Consider the following 24,686-nt stretch of genomic DNA (forward strand, 5'->3'; position numbering starts at 1 on the left):
TCACTGCATTGCAACCTGCTGTGCCTATGATCGGTCGCCTGGTGGTGGTCGGTCTGGGGTTGATCGGCGGCTCTTTCGCCAAAGGCCTGCGTGAAAGCGGGCTGTGTGGCGAAGTGGTCGGTGTGGACCTGGACCCGCAATCGCGCAAGTTGGCGGTTGAATTGGGCGTGGTGGATCGCTGTGAAGCAGACCTGGCGCTCGCGTGCCAGGGCGCGGATGTGATTCAGCTCGCGGTGCCGATTCTGGCGATGGAGAAATTGCTGGGCTTGTTGGCGGGCATGGACCTGGGGCAGGCGATCCTGACGGATGTCGGCAGTGCCAAGGGCAATGTGGTGCGCGCGGCGCAAGTGGCGTTTGGCGGCATGCCGGCGCGCTTTGTGCCGGGGCATCCGATTGCCGGTTCCGAGCAGAGTGGGGTGGAGGCGTCCAATGCGCAGCTGTTCCGCCGCCACAAGGTGATTCTGACGCCGCTTGAGCAGACCGATCCGGCCGCCTTGGCGGTTGTGGATCGCCTGTGGCGCGAGTTGGGCGCCGATGTCGAGCATATGCAGGTTGAGCGTCACGACGAAGTGCTGGCGGCAACCAGCCATTTGCCGCATCTGCTGGCGTTTGGTTTGGTGGACTCGCTGGCCAAGCGTAACGAAAATCTCGATATTTTCCGCTACGCCGCCGGTGGCTTCCGCGATTTCACGCGCATTGCCGGCAGTGATCCGGTGATGTGGCACGACATCTTCCTCGCCAATCGCGAGGCGGTGTTGCGCACCCTGGACACTTTCCGCAGTGACCTTGACGCCTTGCGCGATGCGGTCGATGCCGGAGATGGCCATCAATTATTGGGCGTGTTCACCCGTGCGCGGGTGGCGCGCGAGCATTTCAGCAAGATCCTGGCGCGCCGGGCCTACATGGAAACCGCTGTGAACGCCGATGAGCAGACCTTTATCGCCAACCCCGGTGGCCGCTTGAGCGGGCAGATTCGGGTGCCTGGCGACAAGTCGATCTCCCATCGTTCGATCATGTTGGGTTCGTTGGCCGAGGGCGTGACCGAGGTTGAAGGTTTTCTTGAGGGCGAAGATGCCCTGGCGACCTTGCAGGCGTTTCGCGACATGGGGGTGGTGATTGAAGGGCCGCACCATGGGCGTGTCACCATTCATGGCGTGGGCTTGCATGGCCTGAAGCCCGCGCCAGGCCCGATCTATCTGGGTAATTCCGGTACGTCGATGCGCCTGTTGTCCGGCTTGCTGGCGGCGCAGCGCTTCGACAGCGTGTTGACTGGCGATGCTTCGCTGTCCAAGCGCCCGATGAGTCGCGTGGCCAAGCCGCTGCGGGAAATGGGGGCTGTGATCGAAACCGGGCCGGAAGGGCGTCCGCCGTTGACCATTCGCGGTGGCCAGGCGTTGAAGGGGCTGACCTATGCACTGCCGATGGCGAGCGCCCAGGTCAAATCCTGCCTGTTGCTGGCGGGTTTGTATGCCGAGGGTAAAACCTCGGTGACCGAGCCTGCGCCAACCCGTGACCACACCGAGCGCATGCTGCGCGGCTTCGGGTACCCGGTGCAAGTGCAGGGCGCTACGGCGTCGGTCGAGTCGGGCCATGCATTGACCGCTACGCATATTGAAGTGCCGGGGGATATTTCTTCTTCGGCGTTTTTTCTGGTGGCAGCGTCGATTGCCGAGGGCTCCGAGTTGCTGCTGGAGCATGTCGGCATCAACCCGACACGTACTGGGGTGATCGATATCCTGCGGCTGATGGGCGCGGATATCACCCTGGAAAACCTGCGTGAAGTCGGTGGTGAGCCGGTTGCGGATCTGCGCGTGCGGGCTGCAGCGCTGAAGGGTATCGAGATTCCTGAAGCGTTGGTGCCGTTGGCTATCGATGAGTTCCCGGTGCTGTTCGTCGCGGCGGCGTGTGCGCAAGGGCGCACGGTATTGCGCGGCGCTGAAGAGCTGCGCGTGAAGGAGTCCGACCGTATCCAGGTCATGGCCGACGGTCTGCTGGCCCTGGGTGTGAAGTGTGAACCGACACCTGATGGGATTATCATTGACGGTGGCCTGATGGGTGGCGGTGAAGTGCATGCCCATGGCGATCACCGGATTGCCATGGCGTTCAGCGTGGCCTCCCTGCGTGCGGCGGCGCCGATTCGTATCCGTGACTGCGCCAATGTTGCTACATCTTTTCCGAATTTTCTTACACTGTGTGCCCAAGTCGGCATCCGTGTTGCCCAAGAGGCTCAATTGTGAATATCAAAGCACCGGTGATTACCATCGACGGGCCAAGCGGCTCGGGCAAAGGCACGATTGCCGGCATCCTGGCCAAGCGCCTGGGCTGGTGCCTGCTGGATTCCGGCGCGCTGTACCGCTTGCTGGCATTTGCCGCACGCAACCATGGCGTCGACCTGACCAACGAAGAATCCTTGAAGCTGTTGGCGGCGCACCTTGATGTGCAGTTCGTCGGCGCGACGGAAGGTCATCCACAGCGCATTATCCTTGAAGGGGACGATGTGACGGATGATCTGCGTAATGAGCAAGTCGGCTCGTGGGCTTCCCAGGTTGCCGCGCTGCCGGCCGTGCGCGACGCTTTGCTGCAGCGTCAGCGGGCATTTCAGGAGCCGCCGGGTTTGGTGGCCGACGGTCGTGATATGGGCACCGTGGTGTTTCCGGAGGCCCCATTGAAGATTTTCCTGACCGCCAGCGCCGAGGAGCGGGCTCGCCGCCGCTACTTGCAGTTGAAGGGCAAAGTCGATGGTGTTAGTCTGTCCAGTCTGCTAGATGAGATCCGTGCACGCGATGAGCGTGATACCCAGCGTGCGGTAGCCCCGCTTAAGCCGGCGGCTGACGCCATACAGCTGGATTCCACGGAGTTGTCCATCGAGCAGGTGCTGGAACGCATCTTGAGTGAAATCGCCATTCGCGATATTGCCGGGTGACCAAGAAGGCTGCAGGGGACCAGTCATAGTCCTGTGGTGCTTCTTTTAATTGAAACTGACCCACACCGTCTGGGGTGTGGAGATGGGCGTATTCTTCGCCCTTATCAACAGGAATTAAAATGAGCGAAAGCTTTGCGGAACTCTTTGAAGAAAGCCTAAAAACCCTGAACCTTCAGGCAGGCTCCATCATCACCGGTGTTATCGTTGATATCGATTACCAAGCTCGCTGGGTAACCGTTCACGCTGGTCTGAAGTCTGAAGCTCTGATCCCGCTGGAACAGTTCTACAACGATGCTGGTGACCTGACTATCAATGTCGGTGACGAAGTTCACGTTGCTCTGGACTCGGTTGAAGACGGTTTCGGTGAAACCAAGCTGTCCCGTGAAAAAGCCAAGCGCGCTGAATGCTGGATTGTTCTCGAAGCAGCCTTCGCAGCTGAAGAAGTGGTCAAGGGCGTTATCAACGGTAAGGTTAAAGGCGGCTTCACTGTCGACGTTAACGGCATCCGTGCGTTCCTGCCAGGTTCTTTGGTCGACGTTCGTCCAGTGCGCGACACCACGCACCTGGAAGGCAAAGAACTCGAATTCAAGGTCATCAAGCTCGACCAGAAGCGCAACAACGTTGTCGTTTCCCGTCGCAGCGTCCTGGAAGCAGAGAACTCCGCCGAGCGTGAAGCTCTGCTGGAATCCCTGCAGGAAGGCCAACAAGTCAAAGGTATCGTCAAGAACCTCACCGATTACGGCGCATTCGTCGATCTGGGTGGCGTCGATGGCCTGCTGCACATTACCGACATGGCTTGGAAGCGTATCAAGCATCCTTCCGAAATCGTCAACGTTGGCGACGAGATCGATGTCAAGGTTCTGAAGTACGATCGCGAGCGTAACCGTGTTTCCCTGGGCTTGAAGCAGCTGGGCGAAGATCCATGGGTTGCTATCAAAGCTCGTTACCCAGAAAGCACTCGCGTCACCGCGCGTGTTACCAACCTGACCGACTACGGCTGCTTCGCTGAGCTGGAAGAAGGCGTTGAAGGCCTGGTACACGTTTCCGAAATGGACTGGACCAACAAAAACATCCACCCTTCGAAAGTCGTACAAGTCGGCGACGAAGTGGAAGTTATGGTTCTGGACATCGACGAAGAGCGTCGTCGTATCTCCCTGGGCATCAAGCAGTGCAAATCTAACCCATGGGAAGATTTCTCTGGCCAGTTCAACAAGGGCGATAAAATCTCCGGCACCATCAAGTCGATCACCGATTTCGGTATCTTCATTGGTCTGGACGGCGGCATCGACGGCCTGGTTCACCTGTCCGACATCTCCTGGAACGAAGTGGGCGAAGAAGCTGTTCGTCGTTTCAAGAAGGGCGACGAGCTGGACACCGTTATCCTGTCGGTTGACCCAGAGCGCGAGCGTATCTCCCTGGGTATCAAGCAACTGGAAAGCGACCCGTTCTCTGAATACGTTCAGGACAACGACAAAGGCGCAATCGTTAAAGGCATCGTGAAAGAAGTTGACGCTAAAGGCGCCATCATCACTCTGGCCGACGATATCGAAGCGACTCTGAAAGCCTCCGAAATCAGCCGTGACCGCGTTGAAGACGCGCGCAACGTTCTGAAAGAAGGCCAGGAAGTAGAAGCCAAGATCATCAGCGTTGACCGCAAGAGCCGCGTAATCCAGCTCTCCATCAAGTCGAAAGACGATGCTGAAGAGAAAGAAGCAATCCAGAGCCTGCGCGACAAGCCAGCTACCTCTGAAATTGCTGCTGGTCCTACCACTCTGGGCGACCTGCTGCGTGCACAAATGGAAAAACAGAACTAAGTTCTGTCAGACCATAGAAAAAGGGCGACTTCGGTCGCCCTTTTTTGTGCCTGAAATTTGTTGAATCAACAACTTAGAACCAAGGCGTGCAGTCGGCTGTCAGAACTGACTATAGTTTTAATGCTGGCTATCCCCGTGTTGCTGCTTCAATAAGGATTTGAATGAACAAGTTTATTGTCATCTTCTCAATCGTACTGCTTGCAGGGTGCTCCACCAGTGCCAAGACTCATGCCAGGCATGGCGTCAGCGGCATCGAGATTGACTGTTCGGGGCTTGGTTCCAATTGGGAGAAGTGCGAGAAGCGTGCTGCCCGTGAGTGCAAGATGCAGGGCTATAAGGTTGTAACGCGTTCCAGTGACGCTAAAGACGAAGAGGGCGACTACGTGTTTGGTTGGAACCCGGCAGGTGCAGTGACCCGCACGATGCTGGTGATCTGCAAATGAAGAGGTAAGGTACTTTTTGAGGGCGTTAAACCAACCTGAAGATAAGTTAAAGCGTGGGCTGTTCAAATTCACCAAGTCATGCTAAAACCTTTGGAGCGCTTTTCCTAGCTGCTTGAAAAAGAAGGGAAAAATATGACGAAGTCGGAGTTGATCGAACGAATTGTCACCCATCAAGGGCTGCTTTCATCCAAGGATGTAGAGCTGGCTATCAAGACCATGCTCGAGCAAATGTCCCAATGCCTCGCCACGGGGGATCGAATCGAGATCCGTGGCTTTGGTAGTTTTTCCTTGCACTACCGCGCGCCGCGAGTGGGCCGTAACCCGAAAACCGGGCAGTCCGTCAGCCTTGACGGTAAGTTTGTGCCGCATTTCAAACCGGGCAAGGAATTGCGCGATCGAGTGAACGAAGACGAGGAAGAGGGCGTCTGAGTGGTTTTAGGGTAGGAGTAAGTTATGCGTGGGATTAAACGCGTTTTTCTGGTGTTGGCAGTGCTGGCTGTCGCACTGGTGGTTTTGGCCTTTGTGTTGGAAAACCAACAAGGCGTTTCTCTTTCGTTCTTGGGTTGGACCACCCTGCAACTGCCGGTGGCAGTGTATGTTGTGGCTGCGCTGATTGTCGGGTTGATGGTGGGGCCGCTGTTGTGCGTGCTGGTCAGCGCTACCCGTCGTCACAAGCGAGCGTCGATCGTGCGTGAGTAGCGTCCTCCTCGCTGCTGCTTGCGCTTATAAGGTGGGTTGGGGGCATAGGCTTCCAGCATCCTCTTAGTAACGTACGCGTTATTTGGGGGACCACTATGAATGCGCCCCCCCTTCAGTCAATCGGGTCAGCCGATATCGCACATTTAGCCCTTTTCCCCAAAAAACAGAGAGCTCTGAAGGGCTAGCCTTGGGCGAGCGTTATAAAATAGACGCTTCACGGTTCAAAGTGTGCCGGATATGGGGTAACATGCGGCCCGTTAATGACAACTGCCATCTTGCCTCTTCATTACATGATAGGTGTGCAGGCGTTGGGCGTTCATTTGCTAAAGCAAACACTATCGTTTCTGTATTTAACTCCGCAAATGTATGTGTCCCGGACAAGTGCCAGGGCCGAAACTAATTAGATCCCGACTAAGCCTATTTCGCGGATCTTGCCTTTAAGTAACTATCGGGTTTAAGCCGACTATTCAAAAAATGTTAACGGTGAGACCACCGTAAACGACTTTTTGCAATTCGTCGTTGTATGTGCATGAGGGAATGTCTACCCGTCCCGAACCCTATGCGCGCGTCAGTTGAGGGGATTTACTAAACATTGAGCTGCGTCGGCCGATAATGAGGCTTGCGATGGCGCAGGGCAGGCTTTCCATGCCTGGGGTAAATGCCACAAAGTGTTGCGTGGTAACCCTGCGCAGTGGTGGCCAGCCGTTGGGATCCTTCGATTGATGCCCAGCCCTCTGACGCCTGGCGCGGGCGATATTCAATCAGCAAAGCTATGACGTGTGATGAGTGTCTATTGCGCAGGTTTGGCACGATTAGGGTTGTGTTGACCCCGTCGCAGGAGGGGGAAGGATAAGAATTGCTCTGAAATGATTCTCCTTGGTGTGTTGCGTTCAGAGCGCAAACCAAGGGAAAATTTGTGTGATCAATTTTTATGCTTTAGAGCGCGCATAAAGCATCGCATGTCATCGTCGGTGTTGGAGCGGTGGTTATTTTCCGGCGCAGTGTCGGCTTAGGGATGTACAGTGAGGGCGTTGGCAACTGTTACTAAAGGTACTGATGCTCGGGGTGCTTATACTGGAGCGCCTGCAAAACGAGTCAGAACAGAAAGATTGATTACGGCTAGAAAAAGAATTTTAGGGTGAGCTTGATGAAAATTCCATTTAACAAACCACCCTATACGGGTAATGAAGATCAATATGTTACGCGCGCCATGCGCAGTGCCAAGATGTCGGGTGACGGTGAATTTACCATTAGTTGCCAACAATGGTTTGAAGAAACATTTTCATGTGAAAAGGCCCTGCTGACGCCCTCGTGCACCCAAGCACTCGAAATGGCCGCCATTTTGATAGATATACAGCCGGGTGATGAAGTGATCATGCCCAGCTTTACCTTTGTCAGTACGGCGAACGCATTCGTGCTTCGGGGCGCGAAAATTGTTTTTGTCGATATTCGCCCGGACACCATGAATATCGATGAGACGCTTATCGAGGCGGCGATCACCGCAAAGACCAAAGCCATCGTCCCCGTTCATTATGCAGGTGTCGCCTGTGAAATGGACGTGATTATGGACATTGCCCAGCGGCATGATTTATTTGTCGTGGAAGACGCCGCGCAAGGCATGATGTCGACGTATAAAGGCCGTTGGTTGGGCACGATCGGGCATCTGGCGGCCTATAGTTTTCATGAAACTAAAAACTACACGAGTGGTGGTGAAGGCGGCTTGTTGTTAATCAACGATAAGCGGTTCATTGGTCGCGCCGAAATCATCAGAGAGAAAGGCACTAACCGCAGTCAGTTTTTCCGAGGGATGATCGACAAATATACCTGGGTGGATATCGGCAGTAGCTATTTGCCGGGTGAGTTGCAAGCGGCCTATTTGTTTGGTCAATTGGAAGAAGCGAAGAACATTAACGATTTCAGGCTCGGCATTTGGCAGCGCTATAACCTGGCGTTCGCTGGGTTGGTCGCGGCGGGCCTGCTTGAAGTGCCAACGGTCCCCGAAGCGTGTATCGCCAATGGGCACATGTTTTATATTAAAGTTAAGAACATCGACGCGCGCAAGTCAGTGCTCAGTTATCTGAACGCTGCGGGTGTGGGGGCGGTATTTCATTATGTTCCGCTGCACAGTGCACCGGCGGGTATTTTACTCGGTCGGTTCACCGGCGAAGACCGGTTTACGACCCAGGAAAGCGAGCGTCTTATTCGCCTGCCCATCTGGTATGGCATGACAGAGCCTGAAATGCAGCATGTCATCAATTCGGTGATAGGTGCAGTTGATGCCGCGGGTCGGTGAATTGAAGGGCTCAAACCGCAGCATGCTGTTCGGCGCTTTCTTTACAAGCGCCGCGCAAGCGTCAAAGATACTTGTTGGCTTCTGCATATTAAAGTTAATCGCCCTGTACCTGGGGGTCGACGGCCTCGGCAAGCTCGGACATTTCATGAGCTTAGTGTCTATCGCCGTCCTCCTGGCGGGAGGAGGGATAAGCCACGGTATAATAAAGTACGTCGCGGAATTTAAAAGCAACCCATTCAAGTTATATAAGTTGTTCTCGACATCGGCGTTCTACGCTTTCGGATTCTGCCTGGTGTCATTTGTTTTACTGGCGGTCTTTTCAGCGCAGGTGTCGAATTTTGTATTTGGGCATCCTGAGGACTACTGGATCATTGTCCTGCTGGCGCTCGCTCAGTTTGTCTTTGCGTTCAATACGCTGTTTTCAGGTTTTTTTAATGGCCTTGGAAAACTTAAAGTCAACGCCAGCGTTCAAGTAACGGCTAACCTTGTTGTGCTGCCCATTATCTGGTGGCTGATTTCCGCATTTGGCCTGCCCGGTGCGGCAATTGCCATGCTGACTATCTTCACTATGCCGGCGCTCATCTCTTTGGTTTATCTGAAGGGCATGCCGCTGTTCAGATTGTTCACGTGGCGCAAGGTGGATGTTGCACTGAGCAAGAAGTTTTCCAAGTTTGGGTTGATGTTGCTGGTCAGTGCATTGATGTTTCCCGTGGTCGAGATAGTTATCAGGGAATCGTTGATAGCACGGGTAGGCTACTCCGAGGCGGGCATCTGGCAAGGGAGCATCAAGCTGTCGAGCGCGTACATCGGTTTTTTCAGTGTGTTTCTGGCGTCGTACTACATGCCGATGGTGTCAGCGACCCAAGACAAGGCCGTGATCAAAGCGCAAGTGATAAAGTTTATGCTGTTGGTGATGGCGGTGTTTTTAGCTGGCGCGAGCGTGTTGTACGTAGGGCGAAGTTTTTTTATTCCGGTGTTGTTGTCTTCCGAATTTCATGAGTTGGAAGGTTATATAATTTATCAGCTGATTGGCGACTTCTTCAAAGTTGCTGCCTATGTCATAGGTTTTGTTGTGGTGGCCAAAGCCGCGACGAAATTGTACATCTTCTCCGAGGTGTTGCAGGCGCTGCTGTTTGTTGGCTTGACGTTCACCGTGGGGCGCGAAGTCGGCGGTGTGTACGGCGTGATGTATTCTTATATGTTGGCTTATATAGTATTTTTTATGATTTCCATTGCCGGTTTTATCTCTTGGGCACGCAACTGATGGGCCTGGAATTCTCCTTCCCGCTGTACCTCGTATTCGGATTTCTGGTCATCGTTGCCGCGTGGGATACCCTGAGTGACCACGCGTTGCCGCGGGCAGCGGTGGGCGCCCTGATGGGGGTTCCTCTTATCCTGCTGGCGACATTCAGGATCGCAGGCGTGGGCAGTGATGATCTCGCCTACCTGAGAATGATGCAGGAAGTTCCCTCGGTGCTAGAGTGTCGCCATCTGTTTTGCGACTACAGCTACTCAACATTTAATATCGAATTCGGTTTCTATATTGTCCTCTCGGTGTTGGCCGTATTAGGGCGTAATTCTTTTATCTTATTTGGCTTCTGCTCGCTGCTGGCGGTTTCTCTCAACCTCAGAAGCATACGGTACTTCTCTCCTTACTTTGCCTTGGGTGTGTTGGTCTATTTTGCACACTTTTTCCTTGCCAAAGAGCTGAATGCAATACGCTTGGGTGTCGCTTCCAGTCTAGTTTTTTTGGCCGCCACGTATCTTCATAGAAAAGAATACGCGCTACTGGCGGTTTATCTTGCGCTAGCAATGATGGTGCACGTGTCGTCGGTGTTTTTTGTGGTGCCTGTTGTGTTGTATTGGCTAAAACCCTCGCGGGCTTTTTACCTTGGGCTCAGTGGCATTCTTTTATTGGCCGCGTCGTTTGTTGATTCAAAGCTCCTGCTGCGACAACTGGAATTTATCAGTTTTATCAGTGATAAAATTGAGTCCTACCTGACGACGGAAAAGTACGGCTATGCACTGCCTTTGTTCGACATGGTCAATGTCAAAAACCTGATCCTGGTGGTCGCTGGATTGATCTGGTCGCAAAAGCTGGATGCACGCTACCCAACGTTCAAGCTGGTGTTTTGCGTGTTTTATTGCGCAACGTTTTTGCGAATAGTGATGGGCGATTTTGCCATACTCGCAGGTCGCGGGTATGCGAGCATTTCCATGTTTGAATACGTGCTGCTGCCGATGTTGGCAGTGCACTTGTTGGGTAAGAAACTGGGCGTTGTCATGGTCTCACTATATGCGCTCGCCACCTTGTACCTGAATTTGAGTAGTAACTTGGGTTGGACCGGCAATTCCGAAGTTTTTTTTAGTTTTCTATAATTAGTGTGGTGGGCGTATGAAGAATATCTTGTTTGTGGTAGGGGGCTTGGCCATCGGTGGGGTTGAGACCTACGTCGTCCGATTGGCTAAATACCTCAGCCAGGCCGGGTATACGGTAACGGTGAGGGTGCTGTCGAATAAATGTGATGCAGGGCTGTTCGACGAGCTGTCTCGTCACGCCCAAATCGATGTCGTCGAGCATGTACCCTTTCTGTCTGCGTCCAGCTGGATAAATGCGCTGTTGCCAGCCAAAAAAGATCCGAACGTGTACGACATTGTTCACGTTGTAGACATATTGACATTGGCTTATGTTTTTCTGAACAAGACACGCTTGAAGTTTTCCTTTCTCAGTGTCGGTATCTACCATGCTATGGAAATCAGCTGGTGGCGTGGGCGGAATGTATATTTCAGAAAAAAAATGCTTGAACTGTATGACCGTAACGTCCAGTTGACGTTGTTTCCCAATGAGCGAACAGCCGAAATGGCTGCGGCGCTGGCGCAGGTTGACGTGGCGACGCTGGATGTATTGCCCCTGGGCATTTCCTTCGAAAACTACAGCGCTCGGCAGCCGCTTCAATCGTCTCTGCGGATCGTCTCGGTAGGGCGTTTAGTCGATTTCAAAGTTTACAATAAGCACGTCATCACGCAGTTGAGTGAGCTGCGTAAGCGCGCAAACTTTGAATACTTCATCTACGGTTCGGGGCCTGAACACGCGGCGCTGGTTTCATTGGCGCAGGCCTGTGGCGTCAGTGAATACGTGCACTTTATGGGCGAGGTCGAGTATGCCGAGCTGCCTGCCCTTTTTGATGGCGCGTTTTGTTTTGTCGGTTCAGGTACGACCATCATCGAAGCCTCCGCCGCCGGAATACCCTCGGTGGTGGGCATTGAATCCATAGAGTTACCACAGACCTGTGGGTTATTTTCCGATATTTCAGGCTATTCCTACAATGAAGAGTCGGCGACGACGGTGAGAATGGGGATTCTGGAAACCATCGAGAAGCTGCACACTATGAGTCCCGAACAATACAATGAAGTGTCCGATAAGCATCGACAAAAAGCGAAAGCGTTTGATATTGTCGAAACATCAAAAAGATTTGTAGAGCTGTCTAATCGCACGCCCGTTTTTGACGGTTCGATGAATCGCTGGGTTGCGATATTGTCATTTTTAAAGTCCGTAATTGTGCAAGGGCCCAAGGCGCTTAAATCCCGATTTGATAGTGTGGGATGATATGTCTTTGAATATTGCGATTGTCACTCAGTATTTTTATCCTGAGAGCTTTATTATCAATGATATTGTTGAGGAGCTGGCTTGCCTTGGGCACACGGTTGAAGTCTTTACCGGGCAACCTAATTACCCGGACGGTGAGACCTATCAAGACTATGATCAAACGGCTTGCAGTGAGCAGGTGTATAAGGACAGTGTAAAAATACACCGCGTTCCGTTGAGGCCGCGAAAGTCAGGCGGTGCCCGCAACCTGATTCTCAACTATCTCTCCTTTGTGAAAAACGGAATCAGGTATTTTCCCAAGCAGAGTGCCGGTAAGCAGTTCGACGCGATTATTGTCTTTGCGGTCTCGCCGATTACCGCAGCTATTCCAGCCATCGTATTGAAGCGTTCCAGCAACGCTCATTTGATGGTTTGGGTGCAGGATTTATGGCCCGAGACGCTTGAGGCGACGGGGTTCATCACCAATTCGCTGCTCTTGAAGGCGATTGGGGTTTTAGTCCGTTTTATTTACGCCAAGGCCGACACGGTGCTGGTGCAGTCCGAGGCGTTTATTTCCTCGGCGTCCAAGTATGTGGCAAAAGACAAGCTGGTCTACTACCCCAACTCTTACCGTGTTCCTGCCGCTCAGACAGACCCTTGCGACCGTCTGCCGCTGGAGGTCAGCCGATTATTATCGTCCAATTTTTGTGTGGTCTTCGCCGGGAACCTCGGGTTTGCGCAGTCCTTGGAAACGATAGTCGATGCCGCAAAAGCACTGCTTCAGTTGGACTGCAAGATTGTCGTGGTGGGCAGTGGCAGCCGTTTGGATTGGATGCATGAGCAGAAGCGTCAACACAACCTGCATAATCTTGAGCTCGTAGGGCGTTTGCCTTCCTCGGTCATGCCTGAACTGTTTTCAAAAAGTGAGGCGCTACTGGTCACACTCAAGCGCGAGGAAATATTCGCGCTGACCATACCCAGTAAGATCCAGGCGTATATGGCGGCGGGCAAGCCTATCCTGGCCGCCCTGGATGGAGAGGGAGCCAGAATAGTGGAGCAGGCAGGTGCCGGGTTGTGTTCTCAGGCAGAGGACGCAGCAGCGCTTGCCAGGAACATCGAGTCGCTCTACGAGGCTTCGCCGGAAAAAAGAGCCGCCTACGGGGCGGCGTCGTTCAGCTTTTTCTGTAACAATTACGAAATGAAAACGCAGTGCCGTCGATTGGTACAGATTATTAAAGAACGAATTGGCAACCTTTAGAGATAAACCATGAAAATATTAGTGTTGGGCGTGACGGGAATGCTTGGTAGTGCGGTGTTCAAGTATCTTTCCAATCACACATCACATAGTGTTTTCGGCACTATGCGTGGGCAAAGCGGGGCAGCGTATTTTGAAGAAAAGCATCGGGGCAGCTTTTATTCAAATGTTGACGTTCTGGATTACGAGTCGCTGGTCTCGGTGTTTGAAGACAATCGTCCGGACGTGGTGATCAACTGCGTCGGCTTGATCAAGCAATTAGCCCACGCCAATGACCCGCTGTCGACGTTGCCGCTCAACTCGATGTTACCCCATCGGTTGTCCAAATTATGCAAGCTGGCCAACGCGCGGCTGATTCATATCAGTACCGATTGTGTCTTTACCGGCTCGAAGGGCATGTACCTCGAGTCGGATATTTCCGATGCCGTCGACTTGTATGGAAAGTCCAAGTTTATTGGCGAGTTGAATGATCAGCCTCACGCGATCACCTTGCGCACCTCTATCATCGGCCATGAGTTAGCGAGCACCGCGTCTCTGGTTGATTGGTTTCTGTCCCAGGAAGGGTCGGTAAAGGGGTTCACGAAAGCTATTTTTTCGGGCGTGCCTACTGCAGAACTGGCGCGCATCATTGTTGAGTATGTGCTGCCGAACGAGCAGTTGTTCGGCCTCTATCACGTCTCGGTTAACCCTATTGATAAGTTCACGCTGCTGAATGAAATCGCCAAGGTCTATCAAAAGGAAATTGATATTATTCCCGATGATAAATTGGCGATTGATCGTTCCCTTGACTCGACACGCTTCCGTGACGCCGTGGGTTACCTCCCACCGTCATGGCCGGACTTGATTCAGTTTATGCGTGCACAGCGATAGTTAGGAGTTGGTATGTTTGATAATAAAGTATTGATGATCACCGGCGGCACCGGTTCTTTTGGTAATACCGTGCTGAAGCGTTTTCTCGACACGCAAGTCAAAGAAATTCGTGTGTTCAGTCGCGACGAGAAAAAACAGGAAGATATGCGCATTGCGCTCGGCAATGACAAAGTCAAATTTTATATTGGTGATGTGCGCGATTACGCCAGCATTTCCCAAGCCATGGTCGGTGTGAACTATATCTTTCACGCGGCGGCACTCAAGCAGGTGCCGTCGTGTGAGTTCTACCCGATGGAAGCGGTTAAAACCAACGTTCTGGGTACGGAAAATGTGCTGAATGCAGCCATTGCCAACAACGTAGAACGTGTCGTTGTGTTGAGCACTGACAAAGCGGTATACCCGATCAATGCCATGGGGATTTCCAAGGCCATGGCGGAAAAGTTGGTGGTGGCCAAATCCCGGATGATCCCGCAAGGCGGCCCGGTTATTTGCTCCACGCGGTACGGTAATGTGATGGCTTCGCGGGGCTCGGTGATCCCGTTGTTCATCAATCAATTGAAACAGGGCGGTGAACTCACGGTCACCGACCCGAATATGACCCGCTTCCTGATGTCGCTGGAAGACTCCGTTGACCTGGTGCTGCATGCGTTCGAATTCGCCCAGCAGGGTGATATTTTCGTGCAAAAAGCACCGGCGTCGACCGTGGCGGATCTGGCGCAGGCACTCAAGGAACTCTTCAACCGCTTAAACGCAATTAAAGTCATTGGCACGCGTCATGGCGAGAAGCTCTACGAGTCGCTGATTTCTCGCGAAGAGATGGCCAAGTCCGAAGACATGGGCCGCTACTACCGTATTCCGGCGGACAACCGCGACCTGAACTATGAAAAGTATTTTGTCGAAGGTGAAACGCACATCTCCGAGCTGGATGATTACACCTCGCATAACACCGAACGCCTGGACGTCGAGGGCGTTAAAGCGCTGCTGTTGAAGTTGGAATTTATCCAGGAGCAGCTCAATGCTTAAGGTTATGACGCTGGTCGGCACGCGCCCGGAACTCATCAAGATGAGCCGCGTGATCGCTGAGCTCGATAAGCAAACTCATCATATTCTGGTTCACTCGGGGCAGAATTATGACTATGAGCTTAATCAGGTCTTCTTTGACGACTTGGACATTCGCAAACCCGATCATTTCCTGGGCGCCGTGGGCGACACTGCAGCGCAGACAATTGCACAGGTCATCGCCAAATCCGACGAGCTTTTCGAATTGGAAAAGCCGGATGCGTTGCTGCTTTACGGTGATACGAATACTTGCCTGGCGGTCATTTCCGCCAAGCGGCGCAAAATCCCGGTTTTCCATATGGAAGCGGGAAATCGCTGTTTTGATCAGCGTGTGCCTGAAGAGCTCAATCGCAAGGTGCTTGACCATTTGAGCGACATCAATATGGTGCTGACCGAGCATGCTCGTCGTTATCTGCTTGATGAAGGCGTGCGTCCTGAAACAATCATCAAGACCGGCTCGCATATGGCGGAAGTCCTGGATCACTACATGCCGAAGATTCAAGCCTCGGATGTTCTCGCACGGGAAGGCCTGGCAGCAGGGGAGTATTTTGTTGTCAGCGCGCACCGCGAGGAAAACGTTGATACGCCCGACAACCTGAGAGACTTGCTGGCATCGCTGAAGGCCTTGGTCGACAAATACCAATACCCGGTCATCGTGTCGACTCACCCGCGCACCCGTAAACGTCTCGAGGCACTGGGCGAGTCGCTGGATCATCCTTTGATTCGCTTCGTTAAACCGTTTGGCTTGCTCGACTACATCAAGTTGCAGATGGAAGCGTTTTGCGTGCTGTCCGACAGCGGCACTATCACCGAAGAGGCTTCGCTGCTGAACCTGCCTGCGGTCACCATCAGGAACGCGCATGAGCGCCCGGAGGGCATGGATGAAGGCACGCTGATCATGTGCGGGCTGAAAGCTGAGCGCGTGCTTGATGCGGTGCGTGTCGTCACGACACAACACGTGCGTGGCGAGCGGGTAATGTCGGTGGTCGGTGATTATCTTGGCGGTGCCGTCTCCAAGAAAGTCGTGCGTATTGTGCACAGCTACACCGATTACATTAACCGCACCGTCTGGTCCAAATCGTAAGCAAGGAGCTTTGCGTGCACATATTCGTGACTGGGGCTTCGGGATTCGTGGGAAGCCGGTTGGTCCAAGTGTCAGCCGCTCGCAATGATGTTCGCGTCACTGTTGCAGCAAGAGGCAGCCGCTTTACCTGTGCAACGGCTACGCGCGTGGTTCGATTCGATGACCTCTCGACTGCAGACTTTTCGGCTGGACTTGCCGGTGTGGACGCGGTGGTTCATTGCGCCGCTCGCGTGCACGTCATGAACGAGCTGGACGCAGACCCGCTGCAGGCCTTCCGCCATGTCAACGTCGAGGGCACGCTTAACGTGGCTCGCCAGGCCGCAGCGGCCGGGGTGCGCCGATTTGTTTTTATCAGCTCGATCAAGGTCAACGGCGAAGGTACAGAGCCCGGCGTACCGTTCACAGCGGATCAGCCAGCCAACCCCGCAGATCCTTACGGCGTTTCAAAGATGGAAGCCGAGCAGGGCCTTCGGGAACTGGCCGTGGCCACCGGTATGGAAGTCGTGATCATTCGGCCCGTACTTGTTTATGGGCCAGGGGTAAAAGCCAATTTCCTCAGCATGATGCGTTGGCTGCACAAAGGTGTACCGTTGCCTTTCGGCGCCATTCATAACGCTCGCAGCCTTGTGGCCCTGGACAACCTGGTTGACCTGGCCCTCCTGTGCACGAGCCATCCAGCCGCAGCCAATCAGACCTTTATGGTCAGCGATGGCGAAGATTTGTCGACCACCGTTCTGCTACGCAAGATGGCGTCAGCGTTGGGCAAGCCGGCACGTCTTCTGCCTGTCCCGGCGGTTTTGCTGAGCGCCGCTGCAAGGCTGCTGGGCAAGCGCAGCCTTTCTCAACGTTTGTGTGGCTCATTGCAGGTTGATATCGCCAAGACGCGCGCTGTTTTGGATTGGACGCCGCCGCTGTCAGTGGACCAGGCGCTGAAAGTGACAGCCTCCGATTACATGGAAAATGAAAAGACATGAGTGAGTGGTGGATCGTTCTTGCTGTTGCATTGATTTCATTTTTGATGACTGCTGTATTAAGACGCTATGCGCTTTCGCGCAGCATAATTGACATCCCGAATGCACGCAGTTCCCATTCGGTGCCTACCCCGCGAGGCGGTGGTGTCGCGATTGTCCTGGCGTTTCTGGTGATGATCCCTGTGTTGGGGTGGCAGGGGCTGGTGGGTGGCGACATGTTGATCGCAGTGGGAGGCGCGGGTGCGCTGGTGGCCGTCTTGGGTTTTATGGACGATCATGGTCACATTGCTGCCCGCTGGCGCCTGGCAGGCCATTTTGCAGCGGCGGCATGGGCGTTGTTCTGGATGAACGGGCTTGCGCCGCTGACGGTATTTGGCTGGGACCTGCACCTGGGGCTGATCGGCAATATCCTGGCTGCGATCTATCTGGTCTGGATGCTCAACCTCTACAATTTCATGGATGGAATTGATGGGATCGCCAGTGTAGAAGCGATCTGCGCCTGCCTTGGCGGCTGTCTGCTGTATGCGCTGAGTGGTCATCAGGGCATGATTTGGCTGCCGCTGCTGTTGGCCGCGGCGGTAGGTGCGTTCCTGGTGTGGAATTTCCCGCCTGCCAAAATCTTCATGGGCGATGCCGGCAGTGGGTTCCTGGGCGTTATCCTGGGCTGTTTCTCTATTCAGGCCGCCTGGGTTAACTCTTCTTTTTTCTGGGCGTGGTTGATTTTGCTGGGCATATTCGTGGTCGACGCTACGTTTACGCTTGTGCGCCGCCTGCTACGGGGCGATAAGGTCTATGAAGCGCATCGCAGTCATGCCTATCAGTTTGCTTCACGCAAGTTTGGTAAACACCTGCCGGTGACGTTGGCAGTGGCGGCCATTAACCTCGTTTGGTTATTGCCCATTGCACTCGGTGTTGTTCTGTATGGATGGGATGGAGCGTGGGCACTGGTTCTCGCATACGTGCCGCTGATCCTCCTGGCAATCAAGTTTCACGCCGGCGAGCTTGAGCGGTAACGGTGGCAACTAGTCGCACGTGCAGCCAGCCTTAAAGCCTTCAGAGGGTTCATGGATGGCCTTACAAAGGCAAAGTAATAGGATGTTAAGAGGTGTTTGAAACCGCTATGGATAAGTTACGGGCCTATTTGGTCGCTTTGCCCAGACGAAAAAAACGACTGATTCAGGTCGGCACGGATGTGTTTGTCGTTTGGGCTGCCTTGTGGCTTGCGTTCGTTGTACGCCTGGGCATCGATGAATTGGTCAACCCGGTTCGTCTTCACCTCTGGTTGTTCATCGCCGCTCCAGTGATTGCCATTCCGCTGTTCATCCGCTTCGGCATGTACCGGGCAGTGATGCGCTACTTCGGCAACGACGCATTGATCGCGATTATCAAGGCGGTCAGCTTGTCCTCGCTCATCCTTGGCGTGGTGGTTTACTGGTACAGCAACCATCAAAATGTGGTGCCGCGCTCCATTATCTTCAACTACTGGTGGCTCAGCCTGATCATGGTGGGCGGCGTGCGGTTGGCCATGCGCCAATATTTCATGGGCGACTGGTTCTCCGCGGCACAACATGTGCCGTTTACCAACCGCGAGGATGGCCTGCCTCGTGTCGCCATCTACGGCGCAGGTTCTGCCGGCAATCAGCTGGTAGCGGCCTTGCGAATGGGCCGTGTGATGCGGCCGGTGGCATTTATTGACGATGATTCAAGTATTTCCGAGCGCGTGATTTCCGGGCTGCAAGTGTATAAGCCCAAGCACATCCAACGCATGATCGACGCGACGGGCGCGCAGGAAATATTGCTGGCGATTCCTTCCTCCAACCGCGGGCGTCGCCGTGAGATCCTCGGGTTTCTTGAAGGTTTCCCTCTGCATGTGCGCAGTGTTCCCGGGTTCATGGACCTGGCCAGTGGCAGGGTGAAGGTCGACGATATCCAGGAAGTCGATATTGCAGACCTTTTGGGCCGGGACACGGTGCCTGCCCAGCACGAATTGCTCGAACGCTGTATCAAAGGGCAGAACGTGATGGTAACGGGGGCGGGCGGCTCAATTGGTTCAGAATTGTGCCGGCAGATCCTGACACTGCGCCCGACATCGTTGCTGCTGTTCGAACACAGTGAGTTCAATCTATACAGCATCCTGTGCGAGCTGGAAGAGCGTATAAATCGCGAGTCGTTACCGGTCAAAATCTTGCCCATCCTGGGTTCGGTGCGTAATCAATCCAAGTTGCTGGATGTGATGAAAGCCTGGCACGTCAGCACGGTTTATCACGCTGCCGCGTACAAACACGTGCCGATGGTCGAGCACAACATCGCCGAAGGTGTGTTGAATAATGTCATAGGCACACTGAACACTGCGCAAGCTGCATTGCAGGCAGGCGTGGCCAATTTCGTGCTGATCTCTACCGACAAGGCGGTGCGCCCGACCAATGTCATGGGCAGTACCAAGCGCCTCGCCGAATTGACCCTGCAAGCCCTTAGCCGCGAAGTAGCCCCGGTATTGTTTGGCGACAAATCGAATGTCTCGCGTGTTAACAAGACCCGATTCACCATGGTGCGTTTCGGCAATGTACTCGGCTCCTCCGGTTCGGTGATTCCGCTGTTTCATAAGCAAATCAAGTCGGGTGGCCCGGTGACTGTCACTCACCCGAAGATAACCCGCTACTTCATGACCATCCCGGAAGCTGCGCAGCTGGTGATTCAGGCCGGTTCAATGGGCCTGGGCGGTGACGTATTCGTGCTGGACATGGGCGAGCCGGTGAAAATCGTCGAACTCGCGGAGAAGATGATTCACTTGTCTGGCCTGAGTGTGCGTTCGGATAAAAACCCGCATGGCGATATCGCCATCGAGTTTTCAGGCCTGCGCCCTGGTGAAAAGCTTTACGAAGAGTTACTCATTGGCGACAACGTAGTAGCCACTCAGCACCCGATGATCATGAGTGCCAATGAAGACCACCTGGCCTGGGATCTGCTCAAGGTCAAGTTGAACGAACTGCTGGGGGCCGTGGATCAGGATGATTACTCCCGCGTTCGACAGCTGCTGCGCGACACCGTAAGTGGCTACTCGCCGGACGGTGAAATCGTCGATCTGATTTTCCAGCAGCGCCGTTTGGAGCCTTAAACTCACACTCTGTAACCCCTGCGTTTTTGACTCCTTCCAAACATCGCCTAAGTTTGAAAAGCAGCTTCGGAAAGCTGCTTTTCTTCTACCGATGTCATGGAGCGTCACCAATGCAAAACACTTACATCTCTTCCCTGATCTTTGCCTTCCTCACCACGTTCTCAGTTGCCGCCAACGCAGCGCCCTCTATCAAACCCGAAGCCCCAACCCCCATCGCCGCACAGATGAACAAGGCCGAGCAATCCGCCAAGGTCAACCTGAACGCCGCCGACGCGGAAACCCTGCGTCGCGACCTCTTCGGCATCGGCGCGGCCAAAGCCAAGGCGATCATCGCTTATCGCGAAAGCAATGGCCCGTTCACGGCAGTGGATGAGTTGTTGGAAGTTAAAGGCATCGGCAAGGCGTTGCTGGAGAAGAACCGCGACAGGCTGGCGATCAATTGAGGATGTGAACGTTGCCAGGGAGGCCGGTCATTGACCGGCCTTTTCAGCCTCTGCAACCTGCGCCTTCAAACTGGCGCGTACCACGTCCAGGATGCGCGTCGCCAACTGCGTACTTTCGACACTGCGGGCCAGTACCAGCGCGCCCACCAGCGTCGACATCAACACCAGGCTTTGTTCATCGGCATTCGCGCTGCCAAGCGCCGCCTCGACTTGTTTCAACCGAGCCCCAAGTACCGCATCCGTGGTCGGACTATGCTGGCCTTTGAGGCCAAGTTCCGAAGACATGGTCGTTAGCGGGCAGCCCTGATCCGGCGAGGTCTGGTGCCATTCAGACAGGTAGCTGTCGATAAACGCATCCAGCGGCCGTTCCTGGCTGAACAGCATTTCGCAATGTGCATCCAGTTCTGCAGCGGCTGCCTGCAGGGCTTTTTCCACCAACTCGTGTTTGGATTTGAAATGGGCATAAAACCCGCCGTGCGTCAGGTCCAGCGCTTTCATCAACGGCTGCAGGCCAGTGGCGCCAATGCCGTCGCGGCGAAAGCGCACCGAGGCTTCCTTGATGATGCGTTGGTGAGTCTAGGCTTTATGGTCTGACGAATAACGCATAGGACTGCCTCGTGAACAAGCGCGCATTTTAACGGGTAACGCTGTTTTAAACATCCAGACAACGCTAAACCGCGTTGGCATGAAAAGTGGTTACATCTTGCCAGTGATTGTTCAACAATCGTGAGGTGGTCATGACGCTCAGCTTGTCTTTAGCCGATCAGATAGCGCTTGAATTGCGTGCCGACATCATTGGCGGGCGGCTGTTACCTGGAATGGCGTTGGTCGAGGCGGACCTGGTCAAGGCCTATAACGCCTCGCGCAATACCATCCGCGAGGCCTTGCATCGTTTGGGGCAGGAGGGGCTTACACGCTACGTGCGCAACAAAGGTGTGATGGTGCGGCGGTTGGAGCGAGACGAGGTGCGTGATCTGTTCGTCGTGCGGCGTACCCTCGAATTGCAGGCCATCACCCAGAGCGGCGCGCTCACCGATGCTCAGGCCGAGCACATGCAAAACGCCATTGAGGCCACCACGCTGGCCCGCGACCGTGAAGACTGGCGCGCCGTGGCGACGCACAGCCTGGTGTTTCACCAGCAGATTGTCGGCCTGATGCGCAGCCCATTGTTCGATGAGTTCTTCGCCCAGGTCATTGCCCAACTGCGCCTGGTGTTTTGTTCCGCCATTGATGAGCAACGCTTCCAGTCGCCCTGGCTGGAGCGAGACCGCGAGATTTACGCGTTATTGGTTCAAGGGGACAAACCGGCGGCGGGTCAAGCGATGAGCTTGTACCTGGATGATTCGGAGCGCCTGACATTGGCCCTGTTTACTCAACCCTGATCGAGGATCGCAGCATGTACAAAGACTATCCGGCCGCTTACCAGGTCAGTAAAGGTTCGGCCCTGCAGGTGGACACGGCGTTCTACGAGCGCATTCGTGACCAGGCGCACAAACGCACGTTGGTCGAGCAGTTCGAAGTGCCGATTCGCACGGGCAGGGCATGGAAAGTGCCGGCCGGGCATGTGTTCCGTGTCACCACGCCGGTGGGGCCGCAGGTCGGCGACTTTAATGTGTGGAACGCCAACGACCCGCGCGAACGCTTGTGGGCGGCGCGCACCCGACAGTTGCAGGGCGCGCATGTCAGCACCCATGACCGGCTGTGGTCGAACCTGCCGTTTTTGCGGCCTTTGGTCACCATCACCGATGACAGCCTGGCGAGCTACGGCATCGATGAACATGGCGGGCGCCTGCATGATTTGCTTGGCACGCGTTGCGACCCGTATGTGAACCGCATGCTCACCGGCGAAGACTTTCACCACCATTGCCATTCAAACCTGACCCGCGCTGTACTGCCCCATGGCCTGACCGAATTCGATGTACATGACGTGTTGAATATCTTCCAGTGCACGGGCCTCAACCACGATGACATGTACTTCATGAAGGCCTGCCCGGCGCAGAAGGGCGACTACCTGGAGTTTTTTGCCGAAATTGATTTGCTGTGCGCGCTGTCGACGTGTCCCGGCGGGGATCTGTCGCTGCCGATGTGGGGGCCGGACGCGCAAGACCCGCTGACGGTATGTCGCCCGCTGGGTGTGGAGATTTATCGGTTGGAGGATGAGTTGCTCAAGGGCTGGAGCCAACCCGAGCGTGCGGCCTATAAAGGCCAGCACGGGTTGCATATCGCCAAGGCGGCGTGGGAGTAGCGGCAGGTTCAGCGGTCCTGGGCGTCCTTTGAGTCCGCTTGGGCGTTGCGCTCGGCCACGCGTTTGCGTTGTTCGTCGGTGAGTTCCACCTTGTTGGCGCTGTCACGCAGCATCAATAAACCACCGACGATCGAACCGATCGCGACCACTAAAATCAACCAGGCATACCACGGCATAGGGCTCTCCTTGAGGCAGCAAACCGTGGGGAAATTTCCCACGGTAATAGCTGCTTTGAGTAACGGGCTTTCTTAGTAGTTCATTGTAGGCCCGTTCTGCTCCAGTAGCCTCACAGCCCGGTCAACATCGCATCCGCCGGTGCATCGGCGCGGTCCTGCGCGGTCAGTTGGAAGTACACAAACCCCACCACCATGAAACCCAGGAAAATCAGCCCGATCAGCGCGTTGAACCAGGCCATGGCCACCAGGCACACCAGCGCCAGTACCAGCGCAATGCCCGGCACAATCGGGTAGCCCGGCGCACGGAAGGTACGCTCCAGCAGCGGCTCGGTCTTACGCAGCTTGAACAGGCTGAGCATGCTCATGATGTACATCACGATGGCCCCGAACACCGCCATGGTGATCATCGCCGCCGTCAGTGTCATGCCGCCCAGGTTGATCAGGCCGTCGCTCTAGATGGCCGCGATACCGACCACGCCACCGGCGATGATTGCCCGGTGCGGTGTCTGAAAGCGCGACAGTTTGGCCAGGAAAGACGGCAAGTAACCGGCGCGGGCCAGGGCGAAGAACTGGCGCGAGTAACCGAGGATGATGCCGTGAAAGCTCGCCACCAGGCCGAACAGGCCGATCCACACCAGCATGTGCAGCCAGCCGGAGCTGTCGCCTACCACGGTTTTCATGGCTTGCGGCAACGGGTCATTGATGTTCGATAGGGTGCGCCAGTCGCCCACGCCGCCGGCGAAGAACATCACGCCCATGGCCAGGATCACCAGCGTCAGGATGCCGCTGATGTAGGCTTTTGGAATGGTGCGTTTAGGGTCTTTTGCCTCCTCGGCCGCCATGGCTGCGCCTTCGATGGCGAGAAAGAACCAGATGGCAAAGGGAATGGCGGCAAACATCCCGGCAATGGCCGGAGCGCTGAAGGTGTCTGAACCGGCCCAGCCATTCAGGGCAAAGTTGCTGAAGCTGAACGCAGGCGCGACCACGCCCATGAACACCAGCAATTCGGCGACGGCCAGCACGCACACCACCAGTTCGAAGGTGGCGGCGAGCTTCACGCCGAGAATATTCAAGCCCATGAACACGATGTAGGCGCCGACCGCCGCGTGTTTGGGGTCGAGTGCCGGAAACTGCACATTCAGATAGGCGCCGATAGCCAAGGCAATGGCGGGCGGGGCGAAAACGAATTCGATCAATGTGGCGAGGCCGGCGATCAGGCCGCCTTTTTCCCCGAAGGCGCGACGGCTGTAGGCAAACGGGCCGCCTGCGTGGGGAATCGCCGTCGTCAGCTCGGTGAAACTGAAGATAAAGCAGGTGTACATGGCGGCGACCATCAGCGAGGTCACCAGAAAGCCCAACGTACCGGCAACGCCCCAGCCGTAGCTCCAGCCGAAGTATTCGCCGGAAATCACCAGCCCCACGGCAATGCCCCACAAGTGCAGAGTGCCCAAGGTGGGTTTGAGTTGTGTGTTCATCGTGTTGCGCTCCCTGAACGGTTTGGAATGATTCAGGGTGTTGCAGCGGCCATGCCAGTGCGCCATTCATTGTCGTAAAGACGCCGAACTGTCGCCGAGGAGACGGTTTGGCGTTTGAAATCTTCTGTCATTGCACCAGTTAAGTGCAGGGGCGTTTGAGCTGCCGTCATCGCGGGCAAGCCCGGCTCCCACAGGGGGTTGCGGTTACCTGTGGGAGCCGGGCTTGCCCGCGATG

22 protein-coding genes and 1 pseudogene are annotated in these 24,686 nt (G+C 55.0%); 20 read left to right on the plus strand and 3 right to left on the minus strand.

From position 1 onward, the window contains the following. Positions 1-26: 26 nt before the first annotated feature. The 18 genes from PspR76_RS09530 to PspR76_RS09615 all read left to right on the plus strand — a co-directional run bounded on the left by PspR76_RS09530 (position 27) and on the right by PspR76_RS09615 (position 20,555). Positions 27-2,237: a bifunctional prephenate dehydrogenase/3-phosphoshikimate 1-carboxyvinyltransferase gene (locus tag PspR76_RS09530; RefSeq protein ID WP_232109291.1), complete on the plus strand. Its 2,211-nt coding sequence runs from the start codon at positions 27-29 to the stop codon at positions 2,235-2,237. Next, the gene (cmk, locus tag PspR76_RS09535) at positions 2,234-2,923 is read left to right on the plus strand and encodes a (d)CMP kinase (RefSeq protein WP_003172653.1); all 690 of its coding nucleotides are present in this window, start codon (positions 2,234-2,236) and stop codon (positions 2,921-2,923) included. The genes PspR76_RS09530 and cmk overlap by 4 nt, the downstream gene beginning before the upstream one ends. A gap of 119 nt (positions 2,924-3,042) precedes the next feature. Next, the gene (rpsA, locus tag PspR76_RS09540; RefSeq protein ID WP_071483562.1) at positions 3,043-4,737 is read left to right on the plus strand and encodes a 30S ribosomal protein S1; all 1,695 of its coding nucleotides are present in this window, start codon (positions 3,043-3,045) and stop codon (positions 4,735-4,737) included. Positions 4,738-4,898: 161 nt separating this feature from the next. Beyond that, on the plus strand, positions 4,899-5,180 hold the full coding sequence (locus PspR76_RS09545; protein ID WP_159954966.1) for a hypothetical protein: 282 nt from the start codon (positions 4,899-4,901) through the stop codon (positions 5,178-5,180). Positions 5,181-5,312: 132 nt separating this feature from the next. Further along, positions 5,313-5,609: an integration host factor subunit beta gene (gene ihfB, locus PspR76_RS09550; protein WP_003218804.1), complete on the plus strand. Its 297-nt coding sequence runs from the start codon at positions 5,313-5,315 to the stop codon at positions 5,607-5,609. A gap of 24 nt (positions 5,610-5,633) precedes the next feature. Further along, positions 5,634-5,879: a lipopolysaccharide assembly protein LapA domain-containing protein gene (locus tag PspR76_RS09555; RefSeq protein ID WP_159954967.1), complete on the plus strand. Its 246-nt coding sequence runs from the start codon at positions 5,634-5,636 to the stop codon at positions 5,877-5,879. A 1,147-nt stretch (positions 5,880-7,026) separates the two neighbouring features. Next, positions 7,027-8,172, plus strand: a complete 1,146-nt coding sequence (gene rffA / locus PspR76_RS09560; protein ID WP_159954968.1) for a dTDP-4-amino-4,6-dideoxygalactose transaminase — start codon at positions 7,027-7,029, stop codon at positions 8,170-8,172. Then, positions 8,156-9,436: an O-antigen translocase gene (locus tag PspR76_RS09565; RefSeq protein ID WP_159954969.1), complete on the plus strand. Its 1,281-nt coding sequence runs from the start codon at positions 8,156-8,158 to the stop codon at positions 9,434-9,436. Before rffA ends, PspR76_RS09565 begins: the two co-directional genes overlap by 17 nt. Continuing rightward, complete coding sequence (locus tag PspR76_RS09570; protein WP_159954970.1) at positions 9,421-10,551, plus strand: EpsG family protein; 1,131 nt, start codon at positions 9,421-9,423, stop codon at positions 10,549-10,551. Before PspR76_RS09565 ends, PspR76_RS09570 begins: the two co-directional genes overlap by 16 nt. A 16-nt stretch (positions 10,552-10,567) precedes the next feature. Further along, on the plus strand, positions 10,568-11,779 hold the full coding sequence (locus PspR76_RS09575; protein WP_159954971.1) for a glycosyltransferase family 4 protein: 1,212 nt from the start codon (positions 10,568-10,570) through the stop codon (positions 11,777-11,779). A gap of 1 nt (position 11,780) precedes the next feature. Beyond that, positions 11,781-13,016: a glycosyltransferase family 4 protein gene (locus tag PspR76_RS09580; RefSeq protein ID WP_174245606.1), complete on the plus strand. Its 1,236-nt coding sequence runs from the start codon at positions 11,781-11,783 to the stop codon at positions 13,014-13,016. Positions 13,017-13,025: 9 nt separating this feature from the next. Next, a complete protein-coding gene (locus PspR76_RS09585) occupies positions 13,026-13,883 on the plus strand; it encodes a dTDP-4-dehydrorhamnose reductase family protein (RefSeq protein WP_159954972.1) in 858 nt (285 codons plus the stop codon). A gap of 12 nt (positions 13,884-13,895) precedes the next feature. After that, positions 13,896-14,906, plus strand: a complete 1,011-nt coding sequence (locus tag PspR76_RS09590; RefSeq protein WP_159954973.1) for a polysaccharide biosynthesis protein — start codon at positions 13,896-13,898, stop codon at positions 14,904-14,906. Further along, positions 14,899-16,026 (plus strand): non-hydrolyzing UDP-N-acetylglucosamine 2-epimerase, encoded by a 1,128-nt coding sequence (gene wecB / locus PspR76_RS09595; RefSeq protein WP_159954974.1) that lies wholly within the window; start codon positions 14,899-14,901, stop codon positions 16,024-16,026. The genes PspR76_RS09590 and wecB overlap by 8 nt, the downstream gene beginning before the upstream one ends. 14 nt (positions 16,027-16,040) lie before the next feature. After that, positions 16,041-17,000, plus strand: a complete 960-nt coding sequence (locus PspR76_RS09600; RefSeq protein ID WP_159954975.1) for a UDP-glucose 4-epimerase family protein — start codon at positions 16,041-16,043, stop codon at positions 16,998-17,000. Further along, positions 16,997-18,010, plus strand: a complete 1,014-nt coding sequence (locus PspR76_RS09605) for an MraY family glycosyltransferase (RefSeq protein WP_159954976.1) — start codon at positions 16,997-16,999, stop codon at positions 18,008-18,010. Before PspR76_RS09600 ends, PspR76_RS09605 begins: the two co-directional genes overlap by 4 nt. A 107-nt stretch (positions 18,011-18,117) precedes the next feature. Further along, on the plus strand, positions 18,118-20,112 hold the full coding sequence (locus PspR76_RS09610; protein WP_159954977.1) for a polysaccharide biosynthesis protein: 1,995 nt from the start codon (positions 18,118-18,120) through the stop codon (positions 20,110-20,112). Between the two features lie 110 nt (positions 20,113-20,222). Then, positions 20,223-20,555, plus strand: a complete 333-nt coding sequence (locus tag PspR76_RS09615; protein WP_159954978.1) for a ComEA family DNA-binding protein — start codon at positions 20,223-20,225, stop codon at positions 20,553-20,555. Positions 20,556-20,582: 27 nt separating this feature from the next. On the opposite strand, the gene PspR76_RS09620 is transcribed toward PspR76_RS09615, so the two are convergent. After that, entirely contained in the window at positions 20,583-21,119 is a 537-nt protein-coding gene (locus PspR76_RS09620; protein WP_237235770.1) for a TetR/AcrR family transcriptional regulator, read from the minus strand. A 173-nt stretch (positions 21,120-21,292) separates the two neighbouring features. Here PspR76_RS09620 and PspR76_RS09625 point away from each other — a divergent pair, with 173 nt between their 5' ends. Together PspR76_RS09625 and PspR76_RS09630 are read left to right on the plus strand one after the other, a co-directional pair. Further along, positions 21,293-21,937 carry a GntR family transcriptional regulator gene (locus PspR76_RS09625; protein WP_159954979.1) on the plus strand — a complete coding sequence of 215 codons (645 nt, stop codon included), beginning with the start codon at positions 21,293-21,295 and terminating at the stop codon, positions 21,935-21,937. A gap of 14 nt (positions 21,938-21,951) precedes the next feature. Beyond that, complete coding sequence (locus tag PspR76_RS09630; RefSeq protein WP_159954980.1) at positions 21,952-22,800, plus strand: urea carboxylase-associated family protein; 849 nt, start codon at positions 21,952-21,954, stop codon at positions 22,798-22,800. A gap of 8 nt (positions 22,801-22,808) precedes the next feature. Here the strand turns inward: PspR76_RS09630 and PspR76_RS09635 are convergent, their stop codons facing one another. Continuing rightward, complete coding sequence (locus PspR76_RS09635) at positions 22,809-22,976, minus strand: DUF2897 family protein (RefSeq protein ID WP_083359476.1); 168 nt, start codon at positions 22,974-22,976, stop codon at positions 22,809-22,811. Positions 22,977-23,086: 110 nt separating this feature from the next. Then, positions 23,087-24,451 (minus strand): annotated as a pseudogene (gene eat, locus PspR76_RS09640) (ethanolamine permease). Positions 24,452-24,686 lie beyond the last annotated feature (235 nt).

This window comes from Pseudomonas sp. R76 (assembly GCF_009834565.1).
GTDB lineage: Bacteria > Pseudomonadota > Gammaproteobacteria > Pseudomonadales > Pseudomonadaceae > Aquipseudomonas.

Coding starts and splice junctions, on each gene's coding strand:
- PspR76_RS09530 (WP_232109291.1), top strand. CDS start 27: ATGATCGGTCGCCTGGTGGTGGTCGGTCTGGGGTTGATCGGCGGCTCT.
- rpsA (WP_071483562.1), top strand. CDS start 3,043: ATGAGCGAAAGCTTTGCGGAACTCTTTGAAGAAAGCCTAAAAACCCTG.
- PspR76_RS09545 (WP_159954966.1), top strand. CDS start 4,899: ATGAACAAGTTTATTGTCATCTTCTCAATCGTACTGCTTGCAGGGTGC.
- ihfB (WP_003218804.1), top strand. CDS start 5,313: ATGACGAAGTCGGAGTTGATCGAACGAATTGTCACCCATCAAGGGCTG.
- PspR76_RS09555 (WP_159954967.1), top strand. CDS start 5,634: ATGCGTGGGATTAAACGCGTTTTTCTGGTGTTGGCAGTGCTGGCTGTC.
- rffA (WP_159954968.1), top strand. CDS start 7,027: ATGAAAATTCCATTTAACAAACCACCCTATACGGGTAATGAAGATCAA.
- PspR76_RS09565 (WP_159954969.1), top strand. CDS start 8,156: ATGCCGCGGGTCGGTGAATTGAAGGGCTCAAACCGCAGCATGCTGTTC.
- PspR76_RS09575 (WP_159954971.1), top strand. CDS start 10,568: ATGAAGAATATCTTGTTTGTGGTAGGGGGCTTGGCCATCGGTGGGGTT.
- PspR76_RS09580 (WP_174245606.1), top strand. CDS start 11,781: ATGTCTTTGAATATTGCGATTGTCACTCAGTATTTTTATCCTGAGAGC.
- PspR76_RS09585 (WP_159954972.1), top strand. CDS start 13,026: ATGAAAATATTAGTGTTGGGCGTGACGGGAATGCTTGGTAGTGCGGTG.
- PspR76_RS09590 (WP_159954973.1), top strand. CDS start 13,896: ATGTTTGATAATAAAGTATTGATGATCACCGGCGGCACCGGTTCTTTT.
- wecB (WP_159954974.1), top strand. CDS start 14,899: ATGCTTAAGGTTATGACGCTGGTCGGCACGCGCCCGGAACTCATCAAG.
- PspR76_RS09605 (WP_159954976.1), top strand. CDS start 16,997: ATGAGTGAGTGGTGGATCGTTCTTGCTGTTGCATTGATTTCATTTTTG.
- PspR76_RS09610 (WP_159954977.1), top strand. CDS start 18,118: ATGGATAAGTTACGGGCCTATTTGGTCGCTTTGCCCAGACGAAAAAAA.
- PspR76_RS09615 (WP_159954978.1), top strand. CDS start 20,223: ATGCAAAACACTTACATCTCTTCCCTGATCTTTGCCTTCCTCACCACG.
- PspR76_RS09625 (WP_159954979.1), top strand. CDS start 21,293: ATGACGCTCAGCTTGTCTTTAGCCGATCAGATAGCGCTTGAATTGCGT.
- PspR76_RS09630 (WP_159954980.1), top strand. CDS start 21,952: ATGTACAAAGACTATCCGGCCGCTTACCAGGTCAGTAAAGGTTCGGCC.
- PspR76_RS09635 (WP_083359476.1), bottom strand. CDS start 22,976: ATGCCGTGGTATGCCTGGTTGATTTTAGTGGTCGCGATCGGTTCGATC.